At 66.7% G+C, this 21381-nt stretch carries 33 protein-coding genes; all 33 read right to left on the reverse strand.

All coding sequences use genetic code 11. The features are described 5' to 3' along the window. Positions 1 to 33: 33 nt before the first annotated feature. Positions 34 to 885, reverse strand: a complete 852-nt coding sequence (gene truA, locus OG898_RS08070; RefSeq protein ID WP_243333379.1) for a tRNA pseudouridine(38-40) synthase TruA — start codon at positions 883 to 885, stop codon at positions 34 to 36. Between the two features lie 91 nt (positions 886 to 976). Then, positions 977 to 1441: a 50S ribosomal protein L17 gene (rplQ, locus tag OG898_RS08075; RefSeq protein ID WP_250751467.1), complete on the reverse strand. Its 465-nt coding sequence runs from the start codon at positions 1439 to 1441 to the stop codon at positions 977 to 979. Between the two features lie 138 nt (positions 1442 to 1579). Next, positions 1580 to 2602 (reverse strand): DNA-directed RNA polymerase subunit alpha, encoded by a 1023-nt coding sequence (locus tag OG898_RS08080; RefSeq protein WP_008739666.1) that lies wholly within the window; start codon positions 2600 to 2602, stop codon positions 1580 to 1582. Positions 2603 to 2760: 158 nt separating this feature from the next. Continuing rightward, positions 2761 to 3165, reverse strand: a complete 405-nt coding sequence (gene rpsK / locus OG898_RS08085) for a 30S ribosomal protein S11 (protein WP_006376016.1) — start codon at positions 3163 to 3165, stop codon at positions 2761 to 2763. 54 nt (positions 3166 to 3219) lie between these two features. Beyond that, a complete protein-coding gene (rpsM, locus tag OG898_RS08090) occupies positions 3220 to 3600 on the reverse strand; it encodes a 30S ribosomal protein S13 (RefSeq protein WP_053682609.1) in 381 nt (126 codons plus the stop codon). Positions 3601 to 3801: 201 nt separating this feature from the next. Then, on the reverse strand, positions 3802 to 3915 hold the full coding sequence (gene rpmJ / locus OG898_RS08095) for a 50S ribosomal protein L36 (protein ID WP_003956441.1): 114 nt from the start codon (positions 3913 to 3915) through the stop codon (positions 3802 to 3804). Positions 3916 to 3989: 74 nt separating this feature from the next. Continuing rightward, on the reverse strand, positions 3990 to 4211 hold the full coding sequence (gene infA / locus OG898_RS08100) for a translation initiation factor IF-1 (RefSeq protein ID WP_003956442.1): 222 nt from the start codon (positions 4209 to 4211) through the stop codon (positions 3990 to 3992). A gap of 176 nt (positions 4212 to 4387) precedes the next feature. Next, entirely contained in the window at positions 4388 to 5239 is an 852-nt protein-coding gene (gene map, locus OG898_RS08105) for a type I methionyl aminopeptidase (protein WP_250751465.1), read from the reverse strand. Positions 5240 to 5339: 100 nt separating this feature from the next. Further along, positions 5340 to 5987: an adenylate kinase gene (locus OG898_RS08110; RefSeq protein WP_250751463.1), complete on the reverse strand. Its 648-nt coding sequence runs from the start codon at positions 5985 to 5987 to the stop codon at positions 5340 to 5342. Next, the gene (secY, locus tag OG898_RS08115; protein ID WP_250751461.1) at positions 5987 to 7303 is read right to left on the reverse strand and encodes a preprotein translocase subunit SecY; all 1317 of its coding nucleotides are present in this window, start codon (positions 7301 to 7303) and stop codon (positions 5987 to 5989) included. Before secY ends, OG898_RS08110 begins: the two co-directional genes overlap by 1 nt. Before the next feature lie 186 nt (positions 7304 to 7489). Beyond that, positions 7490 to 7945: a 50S ribosomal protein L15 gene (rplO, locus tag OG898_RS08120; protein ID WP_243333371.1), complete on the reverse strand. Its 456-nt coding sequence runs from the start codon at positions 7943 to 7945 to the stop codon at positions 7490 to 7492. Position 7946: 1 nt separating this feature from the next. Continuing rightward, positions 7947 to 8129, reverse strand: a complete 183-nt coding sequence (gene rpmD / locus OG898_RS08125) for a 50S ribosomal protein L30 (RefSeq protein WP_112447741.1) — start codon at positions 8127 to 8129, stop codon at positions 7947 to 7949. After that, entirely contained in the window at positions 8129 to 8731 is a 603-nt protein-coding gene (gene rpsE / locus OG898_RS08130; RefSeq protein WP_008739695.1) for a 30S ribosomal protein S5, read from the reverse strand. The genes rpmD and rpsE overlap by 1 nt, the downstream gene beginning before the upstream one ends. A gap of 46 nt (positions 8732 to 8777) precedes the next feature. Then, positions 8778 to 9161 carry a 50S ribosomal protein L18 gene (rplR, locus tag OG898_RS08135; protein WP_030008471.1) on the reverse strand — a complete coding sequence of 128 codons (384 nt, stop codon included), beginning with the start codon at positions 9159 to 9161 and terminating at the stop codon, positions 8778 to 8780. Positions 9162 to 9163: 2 nt separating this feature from the next. Beyond that, the gene (rplF, locus tag OG898_RS08140) at positions 9164 to 9703 is read right to left on the reverse strand and encodes a 50S ribosomal protein L6 (RefSeq protein ID WP_243333369.1); all 540 of its coding nucleotides are present in this window, start codon (positions 9701 to 9703) and stop codon (positions 9164 to 9166) included. Positions 9704 to 9723: 20 nt separating this feature from the next. Further along, a complete protein-coding gene (gene rpsH / locus OG898_RS08145; RefSeq protein ID WP_008739698.1) occupies positions 9724 to 10122 on the reverse strand; it encodes a 30S ribosomal protein S8 in 399 nt (132 codons plus the stop codon). A 223-nt stretch (positions 10123 to 10345) separates the two neighbouring features. Then, positions 10346 to 10531 (reverse strand): type Z 30S ribosomal protein S14, encoded by a 186-nt coding sequence (locus OG898_RS08150; RefSeq protein WP_003956452.1) that lies wholly within the window; start codon positions 10529 to 10531, stop codon positions 10346 to 10348. A gap of 5 nt (positions 10532 to 10536) precedes the next feature. Then, a complete protein-coding gene (gene rplE, locus OG898_RS08155) occupies positions 10537 to 11088 on the reverse strand; it encodes a 50S ribosomal protein L5 (protein WP_030008469.1) in 552 nt (183 codons plus the stop codon). Beyond that, complete coding sequence (gene rplX / locus OG898_RS08160; protein WP_215023444.1) at positions 11088 to 11411, reverse strand: 50S ribosomal protein L24; 324 nt, start codon at positions 11409 to 11411, stop codon at positions 11088 to 11090. The genes rplE and rplX overlap by 1 nt, the downstream gene beginning before the upstream one ends. A gap of 2 nt (positions 11412 to 11413) precedes the next feature. Further along, positions 11414 to 11782, reverse strand: coding sequence for a 50S ribosomal protein L14 (gene rplN / locus OG898_RS08165; RefSeq protein WP_003956455.1), 369 nt, complete (start codon positions 11780 to 11782; stop codon positions 11414 to 11416). A gap of 124 nt (positions 11783 to 11906) precedes the next feature. After that, positions 11907 to 12188 carry a 30S ribosomal protein S17 gene (rpsQ, locus tag OG898_RS08170; protein ID WP_243333368.1) on the reverse strand — a complete coding sequence of 94 codons (282 nt, stop codon included), beginning with the start codon at positions 12186 to 12188 and terminating at the stop codon, positions 11907 to 11909. Next, entirely contained in the window at positions 12188 to 12412 is a 225-nt protein-coding gene (gene rpmC, locus OG898_RS08175; RefSeq protein ID WP_008739703.1) for a 50S ribosomal protein L29, read from the reverse strand. The genes rpsQ and rpmC overlap by 1 nt, the downstream gene beginning before the upstream one ends. Further along, positions 12412 to 12831, reverse strand: a complete 420-nt coding sequence (rplP, locus tag OG898_RS08180; RefSeq protein ID WP_030026326.1) for a 50S ribosomal protein L16 — start codon at positions 12829 to 12831, stop codon at positions 12412 to 12414. The genes rpmC and rplP overlap by 1 nt, the downstream gene beginning before the upstream one ends. Positions 12832 to 12836: 5 nt before the next feature. Further along, positions 12837 to 13679 (reverse strand): 30S ribosomal protein S3, encoded by an 843-nt coding sequence (rpsC, locus tag OG898_RS08185; protein ID WP_266955875.1) that lies wholly within the window; start codon positions 13677 to 13679, stop codon positions 12837 to 12839. Beyond that, positions 13679 to 14026, reverse strand: coding sequence for a 50S ribosomal protein L22 (gene rplV, locus OG898_RS08190; RefSeq protein ID WP_007265904.1), 348 nt, complete (start codon positions 14024 to 14026; stop codon positions 13679 to 13681). Before rplV ends, rpsC begins: the two co-directional genes overlap by 1 nt. A 43-nt stretch (positions 14027 to 14069) precedes the next feature. Continuing rightward, positions 14070 to 14351, reverse strand: a complete 282-nt coding sequence (gene rpsS, locus OG898_RS08195; protein WP_023539342.1) for a 30S ribosomal protein S19 — start codon at positions 14349 to 14351, stop codon at positions 14070 to 14072. Positions 14352 to 14363: 12 nt separating this feature from the next. Further along, complete coding sequence (rplB, locus tag OG898_RS08200) at positions 14364 to 15200, reverse strand: 50S ribosomal protein L2 (RefSeq protein WP_112447748.1); 837 nt, start codon at positions 15198 to 15200, stop codon at positions 14364 to 14366. Positions 15201 to 15239: 39 nt separating this feature from the next. Next, complete coding sequence (rplW, locus tag OG898_RS08205; RefSeq protein ID WP_030154694.1) at positions 15240 to 15563, reverse strand: 50S ribosomal protein L23; 324 nt, start codon at positions 15561 to 15563, stop codon at positions 15240 to 15242. After that, the gene (gene rplD / locus OG898_RS08210; protein ID WP_266880617.1) at positions 15563 to 16213 is read right to left on the reverse strand and encodes a 50S ribosomal protein L4; all 651 of its coding nucleotides are present in this window, start codon (positions 16211 to 16213) and stop codon (positions 15563 to 15565) included. Before rplD ends, rplW begins: the two co-directional genes overlap by 1 nt. A gap of 4 nt (positions 16214 to 16217) precedes the next feature. After that, positions 16218 to 16862, reverse strand: coding sequence for a 50S ribosomal protein L3 (gene rplC, locus OG898_RS08215; protein ID WP_266880616.1), 645 nt, complete (start codon positions 16860 to 16862; stop codon positions 16218 to 16220). A gap of 14 nt (positions 16863 to 16876) precedes the next feature. Continuing rightward, positions 16877 to 17185, reverse strand: coding sequence for a 30S ribosomal protein S10 (gene rpsJ / locus OG898_RS08220; protein WP_003948644.1), 309 nt, complete (start codon positions 17183 to 17185; stop codon positions 16877 to 16879). A gap of 466 nt (positions 17186 to 17651) precedes the next feature. Continuing rightward, on the reverse strand, positions 17652 to 18656 hold the full coding sequence (locus tag OG898_RS08225) for a hypothetical protein (protein WP_266955877.1): 1005 nt from the start codon (positions 18654 to 18656) through the stop codon (positions 17652 to 17654). A 29-nt stretch (positions 18657 to 18685) separates the two neighbouring features. Beyond that, the gene (locus OG898_RS08230) at positions 18686 to 21304 is read right to left on the reverse strand and encodes an N-acetylmuramoyl-L-alanine amidase (RefSeq protein WP_266955879.1); all 2619 of its coding nucleotides are present in this window, start codon (positions 21302 to 21304) and stop codon (positions 18686 to 18688) included. Positions 21305 to 21381 lie beyond the last annotated feature (77 nt).

The raw sequence follows: 21381 nt of genomic DNA on the forward strand, positions 1-21381 counted from the left end.
CGAGTTAGCCGGGTACGGGGAAGAGTCCCCGCCCTAGCAGCAGCCGGCTCCCGGCAGCGTCCGCAGGTTCCGCGCTTCCTTGCTCCGCGCGGCCAGCAGCTCGTCGGCCGGATATCCGACCTCCTCCAGGGTCAGCCCGTGCGGCTTGACCACGTGCACCGAGGAATCGCGTACGGCCGCGGCCAGCACCTTCCCGGGCCAGTCGGTCGTCCGGTGGCCGTCGCCGACGTGCAGCAGGGCCCCGACCAGCGAGCGGACCATGTTGTGGCAGAAGGCGTCGGCGCGGACGGTCGCGGTGATGATCCCCTCCGCGTCCCGCTCCCAGCTGAGCTGCTGGAGGGTGCGGATGGTCGTGGCGCCCTCGCGCTTCTTGCAGTACGCGGCGAAGTCGTGCTCCCCGACCAGAGCGGCTGCGGCCTCGTTCATGGCGTCCACGTCGAGCGGCCACTGGTACCAGAGCACGTGCCCGCGGCGCAGCGGGTCCACGCCGGCCTGGTGGTCGCCCACGCGGTAGGCGTAGCGGCGCCAGATCGCGGAGAACCGCGCGTTGAACCCGGCGGGGGCCTCGGCGGCCTTCCACACCCGTACGTCGTGCGGCAGCCGCCCGGCGAGGCGGCGCAGGAGCTTGTCCTGGTGCTCGGCCCACACCTCGTCCCGTACGTCGAACTGCGCGACCTGCCCGCGTGCGTGCACGCCCGCGTCGGTCCGGCCGGCCACGGTCAGCTCCACCGGGTCGGGCAGCCGCATCACGGTCTGCAGGGCCGACTCCAGCTCCCCCTGGACGGTCCGCAGCACGCGCTGCTTCGCCCAGCCGGAGAAGTCCTTGCCGTCGTAGCTCAGGTCCAGCCGCACCCGGACGTGCCCGGGCTCCACCTCGTCACTCACGTGACAGATCCTCTCTCAGGAATGCAGAACGGGCCCGCCCCGGTGAGGGGGCGGGCCCGTTCAGAGCCATTCAGCGTGATCCCGGAAGGGATCAGGCCTCCTTGGTCTCCTCGGCGGCGGGAGCCTCGGCGGCCTCCGCCTCCTTCACGGCGCGCTTGGTGGCGGCCTCGGCCTCACCAGTGGCCTGCTGGGCGACCGTAAGGGCCTCGACCAGCTCGATCACGGCCATCGGGGCGTTGTCGCCACGACGGTTGCCGATCTTGGTGATGCGCGTGTAACCACCGGGGCGGTTCTCGTAGCGCGGGGCGATCTCGGTGAACAGCGTGTGCACGATGCTCTTGTCCGTGATCGTCTGCAGCACCAGGCGACGGTTGTGGATGTCGCCCTTCTTGGCCTTGGTCACCAGACGCTCGGCGTAGGGACGCAGGCGGCGGGCCTTGGCCTCGGTGGTGGTGATGCGGCCGTGCTCGAAGAGCGACTTCGCGAGGTTCGCGAGGAGGTGCTTCTCGTGCGCGGCGCTGCCGCCCAGACGGGCACCCTTTGCGGGACGCGGCATGGTCATACTCCTTCATATCTGCACCGGCCGTGTCAGGTACCGGTGACAGTTCCCCCGAGGCGGATGCCGCGGGAAAGTTCAAATCAAGCCCGGCCGGCGTTTGAGGCCAAAGACCTCAGCCGCCGGCGACGGGGTGAATCAGTACTGCTCGGTCTCGACGAAACCGGCGTCCGCGTCGTCGTCGGCGCCGAAGGCGTCGGCGGCGGCGGTCGGGTCGAATCCGGGCGGGCTGTCCTTGAGGGCCAGGCCCATGCCGGCCAGCTTCGCCTTGACCTCGTCGATCGACTTCGCACCGAAGTTGCGGATGTCGAGCAGGTCGGCCTCGGAGCGGGCGACGAGCTCACCCACGGAGTGGATGCCCTCGCGCTTGAGGCAGTTGTACGACCGAACGGTGAGCTCGAGCTCCTCGATCGGCAGGGCGAGATCGGCGGCCAGGGCCGCGTCCGTCGGCGAGGGGCCCATGTCGATGCCCTCGGCGTCGATGTTGAGCTCGCGGGCCAGACCGAACAGCTCGACCAGGGTCTTACCGGCGGACGCCATGGCGTCGCGCGGGCGCATGGCCTGCTTGGTCTCGACGTCGACGATCAGCTTGTCGAAGTCGGTGCGCTGCTCGACTCGGGTCGCCTCGACCTTGTAGGTGACCTTGAGGACCGGGCTGTAGATGGAGTCGATCGGGATGCGACCGATCTCCTGGCCCAGCTGCTTGTTCTGGACGGCGGAGACGTAGCCGCGACCGCGCTCGACGGTCAGCTCCATCTCCAGCTTGCCCTTGCCGTTGAGCGTGGCGAGGACCAGGTCCGGGTTGTGCACCTCGACACCGGCCGGGGGCGCGATGTCGGCAGCGGTGACCAGGCCGGGACCCTGCTTGCGCAGGTACATCACGACCGGCTCGTCGTGCTCCGAGGAGACGACCAGCTGCTTGATGTTGAGGATGATGTCGGTGACGTCTTCCTTGACACCCGGCACGGTGGTGAACTCGTGCAGGACGCCGTCCACGCGGATGCTGGTGACAGCGGCACCCGGGATCGAGGACAGGAGCGTGCGGCGGAGCGAGTTGCCGAGGGTGTAGCCGAAGCCCGGCTCCAGCGGCTCGATCACGAACCGCGAGCGGTACTCGTCTACGACCTCTTCGGTCAGCGAGGGGCGCTGAGCGATAAGCATGTGGATTCCTTCATTCGTGGACGCCCACTATTTGACGCCCGACGGATCGTGGCCCGGGGGCCACGGACTACAAGGGTACGGGCGGTACGTCCCCCGCGAGGGGTTCGTACCGCCCGGACACTCAAAGACGCACAGGCGCGAAGCCCGGCGTCGCCGAATCAGACGCGGCGACGCTTGGGCGGACGGCAGCCGTTGTGCGGGGTGGGGGTGACGTCCTGGATCGAGCCGACCTCGAGGCCGGTGGCCTGGAGGGAGCGGATCGCGGTCTCACGGCCGGAGCCGGGACCCTTGACGAAGACGTCGACCTTGCGCATGCCGTGCTCCTGCGCGCGACGGGCGGCCGACTCGGCGGCCATCTGCGCGGCGAAGGGGGTGGACTTGCGCGAGCCCTTGAAGCCGACGTGGCCGGCGGAGGCCCAGGAGATCACGTTGCCCGCGGGGTCCGTGATCGAAACGATGGTGTTGTTGAACGTGCTCTTGATGTGGGCGTGCCCATGAGCGACGTTCTTCTTTTCCTTGCGGCGCACCTTCTTGGCAGCGCCCTGACGACCCTTGGGGGGCATCTAAATCTCCTACGGGAGGTGGTCGGTCCTACAGCGCAAGACCGCTGAACAGGACTACTTCTTGCCCGGCTTCTTCTTACCGGCGATCGCGCGACGCGGACCCTTGCGGGTACGGGCGTTCGTGCTGGTGCGCTGACCGTGCACGGGCAGGCCACGACGGTGGCGAACACCCTGGTAGCACTGGATCTCGACCTTGCGACGGATGTCGGCCTGGATCTCGCGGCGGAGGTCACCCTCGGTGCGGAGGTTGGCGTCCACGTACTCGCGGATCTTGACCAGGTCCTCTTCGGCCAGGTCACGAACGCGGGTGTCGGGGTTCACACCGGTGGCCGCAAGGATTTCCTTGGACCGGGTGCGACCGACACCGAAGACGTAGGTAAGTGCGATCTCCACACGCTTTTCGCGCGGGATGTCAACACCGGAAACGCGTGCCATTCAATGGCTCCTGTGTGTTCGGGGGTCTTCCGCAGAACCGAACCCCGACCGCCGACCACTCCTGAGTGGGTGGTGGTACGCCCGGGTCCCCGGCCCCCGCCGGAGGTGCCGCCGGCCCTGGTCAGGGCTGGGCGGGTTCTGCGTATGTACGTTTTCTTACGTCGCGCGAAGAACTGCGTAGTGCAGGTCGGTCGGCGTGCGTCAGCCCTGGCGCTGCTTGTGGCGCAGGTTGTCGCAGATGACCATGACCCGACCGTGACGGCGGATCACCTTGCACTTGTCGCAGATCTTCTTGACGCTCGGCTTGACCTTCATGTTGGTGAGGTTCTCCGGGTCAGTGCCACCACCCGCGTCGGGACAGGACGTCCGGACGGGAGTGAAGACAAGATCTACTTGTATCGGTAGACGATCCGGCCACGCGTCAGGTCGTAGGGAGAGAGCTCCACGACAACCCGGTCATCAGGAAGGATGCGGATGTAGTGCATGCGCATCTTGCCGCTGATGTGCGCGAGGACCTTGTGACCGTTCTGGAGTTCCACCTTGAACATCGCGTTCGGGAGGGACTCGATCACGGTGCCCTCGATTTCGATGGCACCTTGCTTCTTGGCCACGCTTCGCCTTTCGAATCGGCTACCTTGATCAGCTCCCCGCCTTCGCATGAGGACATGCGGGTGCAAAGGAGCCGACGAGTCAGTCTACGTCAGGGCCCACCGAAAGACGAATCCGGAAAGTGTGCCCTACAGGATAGATCATCAATCCTGCCCATACCGGACCGCGTGGGCCCGGCTCAGCCCAGCGGGTCGGGCGCGGTGGTCACGCCGTACTCCGCCAGCTTCGCCTTGCCGCAGTCCGGGGAGGTCAGGACGATCGGTCCCTCCTCGGTCAGGGCGATGGAGTGCTCCCAGTGCGAGGACCAGGTGCCGTCCGTGGTGATGACCGTCCAGTCGTCCGCCAGGACCTCCGTCTGGGCGGTGCCCAGCGAGACCATCGGCTCGATCGCCAGGCACAGGCCGGGGACGAGCTTGATGCCCTTGCCCCGCTTGCGCGAGACGTAGTTCAGCAGGTGCGGGTCCATGTGCATCTCGGAACCGATGCCGTGGCCGCCGTAGTCCTCGATGATCCCGAACTTGCCGAGGCTGTGCTCGCCCGTGGTCGGGCGCGGCTGCCGCTTGATGTAGGTCTCGATCGCCTTCGAGATGTCCACGAGGCGGTTGCCGAGCTTCATGGCGGCGATACCGGCCCACATGGACTCCTCGGTCACCCGGGACAGCTCCACGAGCTCAGGGGCGTGTCCAGAGCCCACGAAGGCGGTGTACGCGGCGTCGCCGTGCCAGCCGTCGACGATCGCGCCGGCGTCGATCGAGATGATGTCGCCGTCCTTCAGCACCGTCTTGTCGTCGGGGATGCCGTGGACGACGACCTCGTTGACCGAGGTGCAGATGGTCGCGGGGAACCCGCCGTAGCCGAGGAAGTTCGACTTGGCGCCGGCATCCGCGATGACCTTGCGGGCCACCATGTCCAGATCCCGCGTCGTGGCGCCCGGCACGGCCGCCTCACGGGTCGCCGCGTGGATCGCAGCGACGACCAGCCCCGCCTCACGCATCTTCGCGATCTGCTCGGGGGTCTTGATCTGGACCATGACGTACCTGCCACCTTCGGATTCGGGTCTTTCAACAGTACGGCCGCGGCGTCCTGGGGACACCGCGGCCGGGGCTGCACTACAGGTGAACTGCTTCTTGCTACTTCTTCAGCGCGTCCATGGCGCGCTGCGTGACGTCCTTGACCTCGCCGAGGGCGGGGATCGTCACGAGCAGGCCCTGGGCCTTGTAGAAGTCGATGATCGGCTCCGTCTGCGTGTGGTAGACGTCGAGGCGGTTGCGCACCGTGGCCTCGGAGTCGTCCTCACGCTGGTAGAGCTCGCCACCGCACGTGTCGCACACGCCTTCGGTCTTCGGCGCCGCGTAGTCCACGTGGAAGATGTGCTTGTTGTCCTTGCGGCAGGTGCGCCGCCCGGCGATCCGCTTCACGACCTCGTCCTCCTCGACCTCCAGGTCGAGGACGGCGTCGAGCTTGATGCCCTGCGCCTTGAGGATCTCGTCCAGCGCTTCAGCCTGGGAGACGTTGCGCGGGAAGCCGTCGAGCAGGAAGCCGTTCGCGGCGTCCGGCTGCTCCATGCGGTCCTTGGCCATGTCGATCGTGACCTGGTCGGGGACGAGGTCACCCTTCGACATGTAGGACTGCGCGCGCTGGCCCAGCTCCGTCTTCTGGCTGATGTTGGCCCGGAACAAGTCGCCCGTGGAGATGTGCGGGATCGACAAGGTTTCGGCAAGCACAGTCGCCTGCGTTCCCTTGCCCGCGCCCGGCGGGCCGACGAGGACGATTCGCATCAGCGGAGGAACCCTTCGTAATTACGCTGCTGGAGCTGGCTCTCGATCTGCTTCACGGTTTCCAGACCCACACCCACGATGATCAGGATGCTCGTCCCGCCGAACGGGAAGTTCTGGTTCGCTCCGAAGCCGGCCAACGCCATCGTCGGCACAAGAGCGATCAGACCCAGGTACAGCGACCCCGGCCAGGTGATCCGGTTGAGTACATAGCTGAGGTACTCGGCGGTAGGCCGACCGGCGCGGATGCCCGGAATGAACCCACCATACTTCTTCATGTTGTCTGCAACTTCCTCGGGGTTGAACGAGATCGCCACGTAGAAGAACGCGAAGAAAACGATCAGGAGGAAGTAGGTGGCGATGTAGTACGGGTGATCGCCCTTGACGAAGTGCTTGCTGATCCAGTTGGCCCAGCCGGCGGTGGAACCGCTGAACTGGACGATCAACGCCGGGATGTACAGCAGCGACGAGGCGAAGATGACCGGGATGACACCGGCCTGGTTCACCTTGAGGGGGATGTACGTCGAGGTGCCGCCGTACGCGCGCCGGCCGATCATGCGCTTCGCGTACTGGACCGGGATCCGCCGCTGCGCCTGCTCGACGAAGACCACCAGGGCCACCATCGCGAGGCCGACCAGGATGACCACGCCGAACTCGACCCAGCCGTCCGCGATCTTGCCCTGCTCCTTGATGGCCCACAGGGAACCGACGAAGCCCGCGGCGATCGAGATGAACATCAGGATCGACATACCGTTGCCGATGCCCCGGTCGGTGATGAGCTCACCGAGCCACATGACCAGGCAGGTTCCGGCGGTCATGGTGAGCACCATGACGACGGTGGTGAAGATCGACCGGTCGGGAACGATCTGGTCTTTGACGGAGCACGTCCCGAAGAGGGCTCCGCTGCGGGCGGTGGCGACGAGGCCGGTGCCCTGCAGGATCGCGAGCGCGACCGTCAAATAGCGCGTGTACTGAGTGATCTTCGACGTGCCGGACTGACCCTCTTTTTTGAGGTTCTCCAGCTTCGGGATGACCACGGTCAGCAGCTGCAGGATGATGCTCGCCGTGATGTACGGCATGATGCCGAGCGCGAAGATCGTGATCTGGAGCAGCGCGCCACCGCTGAACATGTTGACGAGACCGAAGAGGCTGTTGTTGCCCGCCCCCATCTGGTCCACACAGATCTGAACGTTCTTGTAGCTCACGCCGGGTACCGGCACGTGGGAACCGAGTCGGTACAGCACGATGATGGCGAGCGTGAAAAGCAGCTTCTTGCGCAGGTCGGGCGTCTTGAACGCCCGGGCGAACGCGGTGAGCACGGTGCCTCCTGCGACCCCCGCGCTACTGCGTCAGAGGTGACGGTCTGAGGGATCGACGAATGTGTACAAGCAAAGGTGCAGGCCACCTTACCGGCGTCTGCACCTTCCACGGAACGACCAACCGGGGATGCCCCATATGTGAGGCATCCCCGGTCGGGTTTCTAGCTATTTGTCACTGAGTTCGTCTTAGACGAGCTCGGTCACAGAGCCACCAGCGGCGGCAATCTTCTCCTTGGCGGAGCCGGAAACGGCGTCAACCGAAACCTGCAGCGCCACGGAGATCTCGCCCTGGCCCAGGACCTTGACGAGGCTGTTCTTGCGAACCGCGCCCTTGGCGACCAGGTCGGCCACCGTGACTTCTCCACCCTCGGGGTAGAGAGCGCCGAGCTTGTCCAGGTTCACGACCTGGAACTCGGTGCGGAACGGGTTCTTGAAGCCCTTGAGCTTCGGCAGACGCATGTGGAGGGGCATCTGCCCACCCTCGAAGCGCTGCGGGATCTGGTAACGGGCCTTCTGGCCCTTCGTACCACGACCGGCCGTCTTACCCTTCGACGCCTCACCACGACCGACACGGGTCTTCGCGGTCTTGGCGCCGGGGGCGGGACGGAGGTTGTGGGCCTTCAGCGGGCTGCTCTCAGCCATGTTAGTCAACCTCCTCAACCGTCACGAGGTGGCGGACGGTGTGAACCATTCCGCGGAACTCGGGGCGGTCCTCCTTGACGACGACGTCGTTCAGGCGCTTGAGCCCGAGCGAACGCAGCGTGTCGCGGTGGTTCTGCTTGCTGCCGATGTACGACTTGATCTGCGTGACCTTGAGGCGAGCCATTACGCACCCGCCCCAGCACGTGCACGGAGCAGAGCCGCGGGAGCGACGTCCTCGAGGGGCAGACCACGGCGAGCCGCGATCTCCTCGGGACGCTGCAGGCCCTTGAGGGCCGCCACGGTCGCGTGCACGATGTTGATCGCGTTGGAAGAACCAAGCGACTTCGACAGGATGTCGTGAACGCCGGCGCACTCCAGAACGGCGCGCACCGGGCCACCGGCGATAACACCGGTACCGGGGGCGGCCGGCTTCAGCAGCACGACGCCCGCGGCACGCTCACCCGTGATCGGGTGAGGAATGGTGCCCTGGATGCGCGGAACCTTGAAGAAGGACTTCTTGGCTTCCTCGACACCCTTGGCAATGGCCGCGGGAACTTCCTTGGCCTTGCCGTAACCGACACCTACAGTGCCGTCACCGTCGCCCACCACGACCAGCGCGGTGAAGCTGAAGCGGCGACCACCCTTGACAACCTTGGCGACGCGGTTGATCGCGACAACGCGCTCAACGTAAGCGGTCTTCTCGGCGGCAGGGCCACCGTCGCGACCCTTCCGGTCCCGCCGCTCGCCGCCACCGGCACCGCTTCCGCGGCGCTGGGGTCCAGCCATTGGATTACCTCTCTCTGTTACGTCCGTGAGTCCCGGAAAACGGGGCTTAGAACTTCAGCCCGGCTTCGCGGGCGGCGTCAGCCAGAGCGGCAATGCGCCCGGCGTATCGGTTGCCACCGCGGTCGAACACGACGGTCTCGACACCCGCAGCCTTGGCACGCTCGGCGACGAGTGCGCCGACGGCCTGGGCCTGCGAGCTCTTGTCGCCTTCGCCACCACGGATCGAAGCGTCCAGGGTCGACGCGGACGCCAGGGTGTGACCCTGGAGGTCGTCGATGACCTGAGCAACGATGTTGCGGTTGGAACGCGTCACGACGAGGCGCGGACGCTCCGCCGTACCCGAGACGTTCTTGCGGATGCGGATGTGGCGGCGGGCCTTGGCGGCACGCTTGTACGCGTCGCCCTTGGCGATCTTTACACCGTATGCCATGGCTACTTACCAGCCTTTCCGACCTTGCGGCGGATGACTTCGCCGGCGTACTTGACACCCTTGGCCTTGTACGGGTCGGGCTTCCGCAGCTTGCGGATGTTGGCGGCGACCTCGCCGACCTTCTGCTTGTCGATGCCCTCGACCGAGAACTTGGTGGGCGACTCGACCTTGAAGGAGATGCCCTCGGGCGCCTCGATCAGGATCGGGTGGCTGTAGCCAAGCTGGAACTCCAGGTTGGAGCCCTTCGCGGCGACGCGGTAACCGACACCGCTGATCTCAAGAGCCTTGACGTAACCCGTGGTCACGCCGGTGATCATGTTCGCCACCAGCGTGCGGGACAGGCCGTGCAGGGCCTTGTTCTGACGCTCGTCGTTGGGGCGGGTGACGTTCAGAACGCCGTCCTCACCCTTGACGATCTCGATCGGCGCCTTGACCGTGAGCGCGAGGGAACCCTTGGGGCCCTTCACAGCCACAGCCTGGCCGTCGATGGTGACGTCCACACCGGCGGGAACCTGGATGGGGAGCTTGCCGATTCGCGACATTGCTTTTCCTCCGTTCCCGACTACCAGACGTAGGCGAGGACTTCCCCACCTACGCCCTTCTTGCCTGCCTGCTGGCCGGTGAGCAGACCGTGGGACGTGGAGATGATCGCCACGCCCAGGCCGCCGAGCACCTTCGGCAGGTTGGTGGACTTTGCGTACACACGCAGACCGGGCTTCGAGATCCGCTTGATGCCCGCAATGGAGCGCTCGCGGTTCGGGCCGAACTTCAGCTCGAGGACGAGGTTCTTGCCGACCTCGGCGTCCTCGACCTTCCAGCCGGTGATGAAACCCTCCTGCTTGAGGATTTCTGCGATGTGCGACTTGATCTTGCTGTGCGGCATCACGACAGAGTCGTGGTACGCCGAGTTAGCGTTACGCAGACGCGTGAGCATGTCTGCGATCGGGTCAGTCATGGTCATGAAGTGGCCTTCGGCCTCTCTCGCCGGGGTTTCCTGTATGCGCCATCCCTCTCCCCACTCAGTGGCGGGACGGGTGCGGTGCGGGGACCTACGGCGTAGTAAGTCGTTATGGGCGGCGGACGCCCAACCACACAAGCCTAAGGCATGCGCGGCCGGGCATCCGCCGTCCAGATGCTTACCGAGAGTCTCTGGTTTCTCCCAAGTCCTTACGGACGAGAGGGAATTACCAGGAGCTCTTGGTCACGCCCGGCAGCTCGCCACGGTGAGCCATCTCACGAAGGCAGACGCGGCACAGGCCGAACTTGCGGTACACGGAGTGGGGGCGACCGCAGCGCTGGCAGCGGGTGTACGCACGCACACCGAACTTGGGCTTGCGGGCAGCCTTCGCGATGAGAGCCTTCTTCGCCATCTCGCTTACGCCTCCTTGAAGGGGAAGCCGAGGTGACGAAGGAGCGCGCGGCCCTCAGCGTCGTTGGTCGCCGTGGTGACCACGGTGATGTCCATACCCCGGGTACGGTCGATCTTGTCCTGGTCGATCTCGTGGAACATGACCTGCTCCGTGAGACCGAAGGTGTAGTTGCCACGGCCGTCGAACTGCTTCGGCGACAGACCACGGAAGTCACGGATACGCGGCAGCGCGAGCGACAGCGTACGGTCCAGGAACTCCCACATGCGGTCACCACGGAGGGTGACGTGGCAGCCGATCGGCTGACCCTCGCGCAGCTTGAACTGCGCGATGGACTTGCGGGCCTTCGTGACGGCCGGCTTCTGACCGGTGATCGTCGTCAGGTCCTTGATGGCGCCGTCGATCAGCTTGGAGTCGCGGGCGGCGTCGCCCACACCCATGTTGACCACGATCTTCACGAGGCCGGGGATCTGCATGACGTTCTCGTAGGAGAACTCTTCACGCAGCTTGCCCGCGATGTCCTCGCGGTACTTCGTCTTGAGACGCGGAGTGGTAGCCATCAGATGTCCTCACCCGTCCGCTTGGCAACGCGGATCTTGTTGCCCTCGTCATCGAAGCGGAAACCGACGCGGGTAACGACCTTCTGGCCGTCCTTCTCCACAACCAGCTGAACGTTGCTGACGTGGATCGGCGCCTCGGTGATCACGATGCCACCGGTCTGCGAGCCACCAGCGGTCTGGCCGGCCTTGGTGTGCTTCTTGACCCGGTTGACACCCTCGACGAGGACGCGGTTCTCAGTAGGGATGGCCAGAATGACCTTGCCCTGCTTGCCCTTGTCCTTACCGGTGATGACCTGAACCAGGTCGCCCTTCTTGATCTTCATGCTTACAGCACCTCCGGCGCGAGCGAGATGATCTTCATGAACTTCTTCTCGCGCAGCTCACGGCCCACCGGGCCGAAGATACGGGTGCCGCGAGGGTCGCCGTCGTTCTTCAGAATGACGGCGGCGTTCTCGTCGAAGCGGATGTACGAGCCGTCCTGGCGGCGGCGTTCCTTCACGGTGCGAACGATGACCGCCTTGACGACGTCACCCTTCTTCACGTTGCCACCGGGGATCGCGTCCTTGACGGTGGCAACGATGACGTCACCGATGCCCGCGTAGCGGCGACCGGAGCCACCGAGAACACGGATGCAAAGGATCTCCTTGGCACCAGTGTTGTCGGCGACACGCAGTCGCGACTCCTGCTGGATCACGTCTATCTCCTGTTTGTCTGCCGGTTCCCGGCGGGGGCATCACTCCGAAGAGCTACCGCCCCCACCGAGCCTGGCGGAACGAACCTGAGGGGCCCCTGGGCTTGATGCCCAGGGCCTCAGATAATTACTTGGCCTTCTCGAGGATCTCGACGATGCGCCAGCGCTTGCTCGCCGACAGCGGACGCGTCTCCATGATGAGGACGCGGTCGCCGACGCCGGCAGCGTTCTGCTCGTCGTGCGCCTTGAGCTTGTTCGTACGGCGGATGACCTTGCCGTACAGAGCGTGCTTCACGCGGTCCTCGACAGCGACGACGACGGTCTTGTCCATCTTGTCGCTGACGACAAGACCCTCACGGGTCTTGCGGAAGCCGCGGTCAGTCGTCTCAGTCACGTTCTTCTCGCTCATCAGGCGCTCTCCACCGTCTCGATACCGAGCTCACGCTCGTGCATCAGGGTGTAGATGCGAGCGATGTCCTTACGGACGGACTTGAGCCGGCCGTTGTTCTCCAGCTGACCCGTGGCCGCCTGGAAGCGCAGCTTGAACAGCTCTTCCTTGGCCTCGCGCAGCTTGCCAACGAGCTCCTCGTTACCGAGCTCACGCAGCTCGGACGCCTTGGTTCCCGTCGCCATCACGACTCACCTGCCTCGCGCCGAACAATCCGGCACTTCATCGGAAGCTTGTGAGCAGCGCGGGTGAGCGCCTCACGAGCAATCTTCTCGTTCGGGTAGGACAGCTCGAACATGACCCGGCCCGGGTGCACGTTCGCGATCCACCACTCGGGAGAACCCTTACCGGAACCCATGCGGGTCTCGGCAGGCTTCTTCGTCAGGGGACGGTCCGGGTAGATGTTGATCCAGACCTTGCCGCCACGCTTGATGTGGCGGGTCATCGCGATACGAGCCGCCTCGATCTGGCGGTTCGTCACGTAGGCGGGGGTAAGCGCCTGGATGCCGTACTCGCCGAACGAGACCTCAGTACCGCCCTTGGCCATACCGCGGCGCTTCGGGTGGTGCTGCTTGCGGTGCTTGACCCTACGAGGGATCAGCATGTCGGTCAGGCCTCCGTTCCGGTGCTCTCAGCCGGAGCGGCGGCGGGAGCGTCGGCCTTGGGGGCCTCGGCACCAACAGCCTGCTGCGGCTTGCGGCCACCACGGCCGCCGCGCTCGCCACCACGGCCACCACGGCCGGCGGGACGGTCGCCAGCGCCGGCGGCACCACGGGCCGGGCGGTTACCCGCACGGGCCGCAGCGTTCTCGGCGCGAACCTCGGCGATGTTCTTGACATCGCCCTTGTAGATCCAGACCTTCACACCGATACGGCCGAAGGTGGTCTTGGCCTCGAAGAAGCCGTAGTCCACGTTCGCGCGGAGGGTGTGCAGCGGCACACGGCCTTCGCGGTAGAACTCGGAGCGGGACATCTCGGCGCCGCCGAGACGGCCGCCACACTGGATCTTGATGCCCTTGGCGCCGGCCTTCATCGTGCCCTGCATGCTCTTACGCATGGCGCGACGGAAGGAGACGCGGGAGGAGAGCTGCTCGGCAACGGCCTGCGCGACCAGCTGAGCGTCGACCTCGGGGTTCTTGACCTCGAGGATGTTCAGCTGGACCTGCTTGCCCGTGAGCTTCTCGAGGTCACCGCGGATGCGGTCGGCCTCGGCGCCACGGCGACCGATGACGATGCCCGGACGAGCGGTGTGGATGTCCACACGCACGCGGTCACGGGTGCGCTCGATCTCAACCTTCGAGATGCCGGCGCGCTCCATGCCGGACGTCATCATCCTGCGGATGGCGACGTCTTCCTTGACGTAGTCCTTGTACAGCTTGTCGGCGTACCAACGCGACTTGAAGTCGGTGGTGATGCCGAGCCGGAACCCGTGCGGGTTTACCTTCTGGCCCATTACCGGGAACCTTCCTTGCTGCTGACGACCACGGTGATGTGGCTGGTCCGCTTGCGGATCCGGTAGGCACGGCCCTGGGCACGCGGACGGAACCGCTTCAGGGTCGGGCCCTCGTCCACGTACGCCTCGCTGATGACCAGCGTGGAGGCGTCCGGGTGGTTGTAGTTGTGTGCGGCGTTGGCAATGGCGCTGTCGAGCACCTTGCCAACCGGCACGCTCGCGGCCTGCGGGGCGAAACGCAGGACCGCCTGAGCCTCCGTGGCATCCATGCCACGGATAAGGTCCACCACTCGGCGGGCCTTCATGGGCGTGACGCGGATGTACCGCGCCTGGGCCCTGGCTTCCATGGTTGTCCCTTCGGTGTAAGTCATAGTCGTAACCACCCCGCCTTTAGCGGCGCTTCGACTTCCGGTCGTCCTTGACGTGGCCGCGGAAGGTGCGAGTCGGCGAGAACTCGCCGAGCTTGTGGCCGACCATCGACTCGGTGACGAACACCGGGACGTGGATCTTGCCGTTGTGCACCGCGATGGTGTGACCCAGCATGGCCGGGATGATCATCGAGCGACGGGACCAGGTCTTGATGACGTTCTTGGTACCGGCTTCGTTCTGTACGTCCACCTTCTTGATGAGGTGTCCGTCGACGAAGGGTCCCTTCTTGAGACTGCGCGGCATCTAAACCCGCTCCTAGCGCTTCTTGTTCGTCTTGCGGCGGCGGACGATGTACTTGCTCGAAGCCTTCTTCGGCGAGCGAGTACGACCCTCCTTCTGACCCCACGGGGAGACCGGGTGACGACCACCGGAGGTCTTACCCTCACCACCACCGTGCGGGTGGTCGACCGGGTTCATCGCGACACCGCGGACGGAGGGGCGAACGCCCTTCCAGCGCATGCGGCCGGCCTTGCCCCAGTTGATGTTCGACTGCTCGGCGTTGCCGACCTCACCGACGGTCGCGCGGCAGCGCGCGTCGACGAGACGGATTTCACCGGACGGCATACGAAGGTGGGCCATGGTGCCCTCCTTCGCCAGCAGCTGCACGGAGGCACCAGCGGAGCGGGCGAACTTGGCGCCGCCACCGGGACGGAGCTCGATCGCGTGGATCGTGGTACCGACCGGGATGTTGCGGAGCGCCAGGTTGTTACCGGGCTTGATGTCGGCCGTGGGGCCGTTCTCAATCCGGTCGCCCTGCTTCAGGTTCTTCGGCGCAATGATGTAGCGCTTCTCACCGTCGGCGTAGTGCAGGAGCGCGATGCGCGCAGTGCGGTTGGGGTCGTACTCGATGTGCGCGACCTTGGCCGGCACGCCGTCCTTGTCGTGACGACGGAAGTCGATCACACGGTAGGCGCGCTTGTGGCCGCCACCCTGGTGTCGAACCGTGATCCGACCGGTGTTGTTACGGCCGCCCTTGCTGTGCAGGGGGCGGACCAGCGACTTCTCCGGCGTGGACCGCGTGATCTCGACAAAGTCGGCGACGCTGGAGCCACGACGGCCCGGGGTCGTCGGCTTGTACTTGCGGATACCCATTTCTCAGTCCTCGTCCGATTCCGGACGACTAGACCTCCGTTAGGAGGCCTGGCCGCCGAAGATGTCGATTCGGTCGCCCTCAGCGAGGGTCACGATGGCGCGCTTGGTGTCAGCGCGCTTGCCGAAACCGGTCTTGGTGCGCTTGCGCTTACCCTGACGGTTGATCGTGTTGACCCCGGTGACCTTGACCCCGAAGACCGCCTCGACGGCCTGCTTGATCTGGGTCTTGTTGGAGCCGGGCGCGACGATGAACGTGTACTTGTTCTCGTCCAGCAGCGCGTAGCTCTTCTCCGAGACAACCGGCTTGATCAGCAGGTCGCGCGGGTCAGTGAAGGTCTTGCTGGTAACGGTCGCCTCAGACATCAGGCGTCGCTCCCTTCGGTCTCATCGGCCTTGGGGCCAGACACGAAGGACTCGAAAGCGGCCTGAGTGAAGACCACGTCGTCAGAGACGATCACGTCGTACGTGTTCAGCTGGCCCGGCTCCAGGATGTGCACCTGGGGCAGGTTGCGGGCGGACAGCCACGCAGCCTCGTCGGCGCGCTCGACGACCAGGAGCACGTTCTTGCGCTCCGAGATCTTGCCGAACAGCGTCTTGGCGGCCTTCGTGGAGGCGGCACCCTCGACCACGCCGGTGACGACGTGGATGCGGGAGTGACGCGCGCGGTCCGAGAGGGCACCGCGGAGGGCGGCGACCTTCATCTTCTTCGGGGTCCGCTGCGAGTAGTCACGCGGCTGCGGGCCGTGGACGACGCCACCGCCGACGAACTGCGGAGCGCGGGTGGAACCCTGGCGAGCGCGGCCGGTGCCCTTCTGGCGGTACGGCTTGCGGCCACCACCACGGACTTCGCCACGACGCTTGGTCTTGTGCGTGCCCTGACGGGCAGCAGCCAGCTGAGCGACGACGACCTGGTGGATCAGCGGAACGCTGGTCTTCGCGTCGAAGATCTCCGCGGGGAGCTCGACGGTACCGGCCTTGTCGCCTGCCGGCGAAAGGATGTCAATGGTGCTCATTAACTCAAGCCCCCTTAACCGCGGTACGGACCAGGACGAGGCCGCCGTTCGGACCGGGGACTGCACCCTTGATGAGGAGCAGACCCTTCTCCGCGTCAACCGCGTGGATGGTCAGGTTCTGGGTGGTGACGCGCTCGTTGCCCATGCGACCGGCCATGCGCATGCCCTTGAAGACACGCCCAGGGGTGGCGCAGCCACCGATCGAACCGGGGGAGCGGTGCTTGCGCTGGACGCCGTGGCCGGCGCCGAGGCCCTTGAAGTTGTGACGCTTCATGACACCGGCGAAGCCCTTGCCCTTGCTGTTGCCCGTGACGTCAACCTTGACGCCGGACTCGAACACGGCAGCCGTGATCTCCTGGCCGAGCGTGTACTCGCTGGCGTCGGAGGTACGGAGCTCCACCAGGTGGCGGCGGGGGGTGACGTCAGCCTTGGCGAAGTGACCCTTGAGGGGCTTGTTCACCTTGCGCGGGTCGATCTCGCCGAAGGCGATCTGGACCGACTCGTAGCCGTCGACGTCGTTCGTACGGACCTGGGTAACAACGCAGGGCCCGGCCTTGACCACGGTGACCGGGACGACACGGTTGTTCTCGTCCCAGACCTGGGTCATGCCGAGCTTCTCGCCCAGGACGCCCTTGATCTGCTTTGCCATCTTTTCCGCGCCTCTCAGAGCTTGATCTCGATGTCAACGCCGGCCGGAAGGTCCAGGCGCATCAGCGAGTCAACGGTCTTGGGCGTCGGGTCGAGGATGTCGATCAGGCGCTTGTGAGTGCGCATCTCGAAGTGCTCGCGCGAGTCCTTGTACTTGTGCGGCGACTTGATGACGCAGTACACGTTCTTCTCAGTGGGCAGCGGCACCGGGCCCGCGACCGACGCACCAGTGCGCGTCACCGTCTCGACGATCTTCTTCGCCGACGAATCGATGACCTCGTGGTCGTAGGCCTTGAGCCGGATGCGGATCTTCTGTCCCGCCATGGCTACTCCGTAGTCCTGTCTGTTGTGGAAACGCTCTGGTTCTCGGCCGGCTGCGGATCGCTCCGCCGCTCTCCTCCGACCCACGCGGTCGGGCGTGTCGCGCTCCCTCTACAGAAAATTCCCATACGGAAATTCCCTCGTCCAAGGGGGCGCGGTCCCAAGACCGCAGATCGGGGGCAAACACCCACCGAGTACCTGGCAGGCACCGTGCTGACGCTTCCCGAAAGATTCCCGTACGTCCGCCCCATTGCTGCCCCGAGAGGCAGGTAGAGCGACGAGTACTGTGGGACTTGCTTCCGGTCCTCCCGGCGGGAGGCGCGCAGCATCGGCACACGGCCGAGCAACTTGAGTAGTCTGCCATACGAGACACGTATGGCGCCAATCGGGCGGAAGAGAATACCCCGCCACGCTGAGTGGTCAAACTGCACCACGCGGCGGGGGTCCCGGTCCGGTGTCCGGCGCGCTCTCAGGAGCGCGAGATCGCGCCGCAACCCGTCTGCGGTCCGGCTTCCGGGCCGACGCTGCGGTCGTACGGGTCCATCGGGGTGCCGGAGGGCGTCGGCCCGGTGGGAGCGTCCTCGTCGAAGACGGGGTGCAGGAATCCGTCGTGGACGTCACACGCGCTGTTGGCCAGCTCCACGTCGACCTTGTCGAGCCAGAGCTTGCCCTCGGTGGCCTGCCACTTGCGCGGGTCGGCCACGGAGAAGGTGATCGCGCGCCGGACGATGGTGCGCTTGACCTGGTCCGCGCCGGGCATCGCCTTCACGAACGGGTAGACGAACGTGTAGTCGACCAGCACCCTGGCCCGGCCCGGCCCCTGGCCGGGCTCCACCCACATCCGGCCGCGGACCTTGACCACGTCGCCCACGGGCTTCAGCTCGGCCGGCTTGGCCCGGGTGAGGAGCTCCAGCGGGTCGTTCTCCGCGGGCGGGGCGGCCAGGGACTGCTCCAGGTGGTCCGGGCCCTGCTTCAGCTTGGGGTCGAGCAGGTCCAGCGCCGCCGCGGGGTGCTCCCCGCGCAGGGTCGCCGGGTCCAGGTTGGCCGCGACCAGGAACTGCTTGACCTTCGCCAGCGCGTCGGCGACCTGCTCCTTGCTCATGCCGCCGACGGCCTGGGCCTCCGGGACCTCGATGCCGGCCGCCCCGTCGGCCCACTGGAGGGCCGGGGAACCGCGGAAGGGGTCGGACAGGGTCGGCCGGTCCGGGTCCGCCGAGGTGGGCGGGGTGGTCGGGCGGGCCGTCTCGGCCGGCAGCGGCTGCCGGGCCTCGCGTCCTGCGCGGCCTCGCCGGTGAGCTTGTCGATGACCAGCTCCGGCCGTACGGCGATCAGCGCGAGGGCGGCGACGAAGGCGATGGCCAGCGCCGCCTTGAGCCGGCGCCCACCCCTCCCCCGCGCCCGCCTCGGCCTGTGCCAGGAACTGCGCCCAGTCCTCGTCCGAGACGGCCGGTATGCCGTCGTCGTTCTTCCCCATGTCCCCCACCCCGCCTGCGGAACCCCGTGTCACTCGGCGAAGTAGCCGGTGACGTCCGCGATCAGATCGACCGTACCGTCGTTGTTGTAGAAGCTGATCTTCCCGTCGACCACGGGGACGACCACCAGGTTCGGGATCGTCCGGCCGGGAGTGAAGTTCAGGTTCGAGGCGCTGGAGCGCACCGTCCCGCTCGGGTACACGGAGACGTAGCTCGCGGCCGTCGGGTTCGTCGCGGTGACGTTGAGGACCACGGCGGTGACGCCCGTCGCCGGGATCCCCGCCGTACCCGCCACCGGGAGCGTCACGACCCCCTGCGCGCCCACCTTCGCCTTCGCCACTCCGAGGCCCTCGCGCGTGTCCATCAGCCGCTTCGGACCGGTGTTGACGTGCGACGATCCCCCGCCAGCCGAGGTGAAGTAGCCGGTGATGTCCGCGATCAGGTCGACGCTGCCGTCGTTGTTGTAGAAGCTGACCTTGCCGTCCACCACGGGAACGATCACCAGGTTGGGGATCGTCAGTCCCGGCGTCACGTTCAGGTTCGAGGCGCTGGAGCGGGTCGTGCCGCTCGGGTACACGGAGACGTAGCTCGCGGCCGTCGGGTTGGTCGCCGTCACGTTGAGGACCACGGCGGTGACGCCCGTCGCCGGGATCCCCGCCGTACCCGCCACCGGCAGGGTCGCCACCCCCTGCGCGCCCACCTTCGCCTTCGCCACGCCGAGCCCCGCACGCGTGTCCATCAGCCGCTTCGGACCGATGCTGACGTGCGCCGATCCCCCGGCCGCCTTGGCGAAGTAGCCGGTGACGTCCGCGATGAGATCGACCGTGCCGTCGTTGTTGTAGAAGCTGACCTTGCCGTCCACCACCGGGACGACCACCAGGTTGGGGATCGTCTGCCCCGGCGTCACGTTCAGGTTCGAGGCGCTGGAGCGCACCGTCCCGCTCGGGTACACCGAGACGTAGCTCGCGGCCGTCGGGTTGGTCGCCGTCACGTTGAGGACGACGGCGGTGACGCCATCGGCCGGGATCCCCGCCGTACCCGCCACCGGCAGCGTCACCACACCCTGCGCGCCGACCTTGGCCTTCGGCACGCCGAGGCCCGCACGCGTGTCCATCAGCCGCTTCGGGGCGACCGGAACGAACGTGGCGGACTTCGGCACGGGGACCTCCGCGACGACGGTGACCGGCAGGCTCGTGGAGACCTTGCCGTTCAGCGCGGTGGCCTTGACCTGGACCGTGTGGGTGCCGGTGGTCAGCACCGCGTTCGCCGTACGGGCCGTGCCCGCGGCCGTCGCGGCCGGTGCGCCGTCCACCAGGACCTCGAACGAGCCCAGCAGCCCGTCGGCCGTGCTGGTGGTCCAGTCGACCTTCAGGGGGCCGGTGGACTTGAGGTCCGTGCCCGGCCCGGGGACCGTGCCGTTCACCCTGGCGATCTTCAGCTGCTGCGCCGGACCGCTGGTGCGGATCGCGGCGAGCTGGTCGTAGAGCCCACCGCCCGGGCAGATGGTGTTGAAGCCGTCCCGGTGGCCCGAGAGGGTCTTGAACGTGTACGGCTGCCCACCCGTGAACGAGGTGCCCAGGTAGTTCTTCTGGCTGCTGCCGGCCACCAGCGTGGTCGTGCCGTTCAGGTCGCCGTCGTACTGGCCGAGCTTGTAGGCCGCGATCCGGGAGATCGAATCCAGGGCGGCGGCCGGGGCTCCCGCGGTCTGGTGGTCACCGAGGACGGCGATGCCCATCGACTCGGCGTTCCAGCCGAGGGTGTGCGCGCCCTGGACGGGCTGGTCGATGCCGCCCTTGCGGCCCTCGAAGATCGTGCCGCACTTGTCGACCAGGAAGTTGTAGCCGAGGTCGCGCCACTGCTCGACCTTCACGTGGTACTCGTGGATGCCCCGCACGATGGCCGCGGACTGCGAGCAGTCGTACGGTTGCGCGCTCGCGGTGTGGTGGACGAAGGCGGCCTTGACGCTGCCGCCGGGGAGGTAGCCGGGAGCCTCGTCGTTCAGGCCCTCGTCGGCCTGCCACTCGGCCCGGGTGACCACCGTGGGCTGCGGTGCGGTGGAGGCCGGCCCGGGCGGCAGCGCCTCCGTGGCGAAGGCGGCCGGTTCGGCGGGCAGCTCGCCCTTCTTCGTGGCGGCGCCGGCGGTGGCGGGGTCCACCAGGTTCAGGGTCAGGCCCGCCGGAAGGGCCGCTCCGCCCTTCACGCGCACCTCGGCGCCGTTCGACGGCCCGACCCACACCGGCTCGGTGGCGCCGGGCGCTCCGGGGCGCTTGCCGTCGAGGCCGGGCTGCACCGGGTCCAGGGTGATCCACCGGGACCACTTCCCGGTCTCCGAGCTGCGGGAACGGGCCTCGATGGCGCCGTCCACCCTGGCCTCGGGGTCCGTCCAGGACACGCCGAGGAGGCCGAAGAGGTCCGTGTCCTGCTGGGCGAGCACGGCCTCGCCGGAGCCCTTGGACTTCAGGGCGAGCCGGTCGACACCGGTCTTGGCCCGGCCCGGCTGACCGGCCGCGGCGCTGTAGGCCTTCGCCCCGCCCCGCGCCTCACCGGGCGCCTTCCCCTCGGGGAGGGCCGGTCCGGATCCGCCCGCCACTCCCTGGAACCCGAGCACCGCCGCCACACCGAACGCGGCGGCCAGCGCCGTACCGCGCACACGACCCAGTCTCAACTTGTCCCCGCCCCTGTTCCGAACACATCAGATGAGCCATCTGACCGCCCGGATGCTACTGG

Source organism: Streptomyces sp. NBC_00193, from assembly GCF_026342735.1.
Lineage (GTDB): Bacteria > Actinomycetota > Actinomycetes > Streptomycetales > Streptomycetaceae > Streptomyces > Streptomyces stoeckheimensis.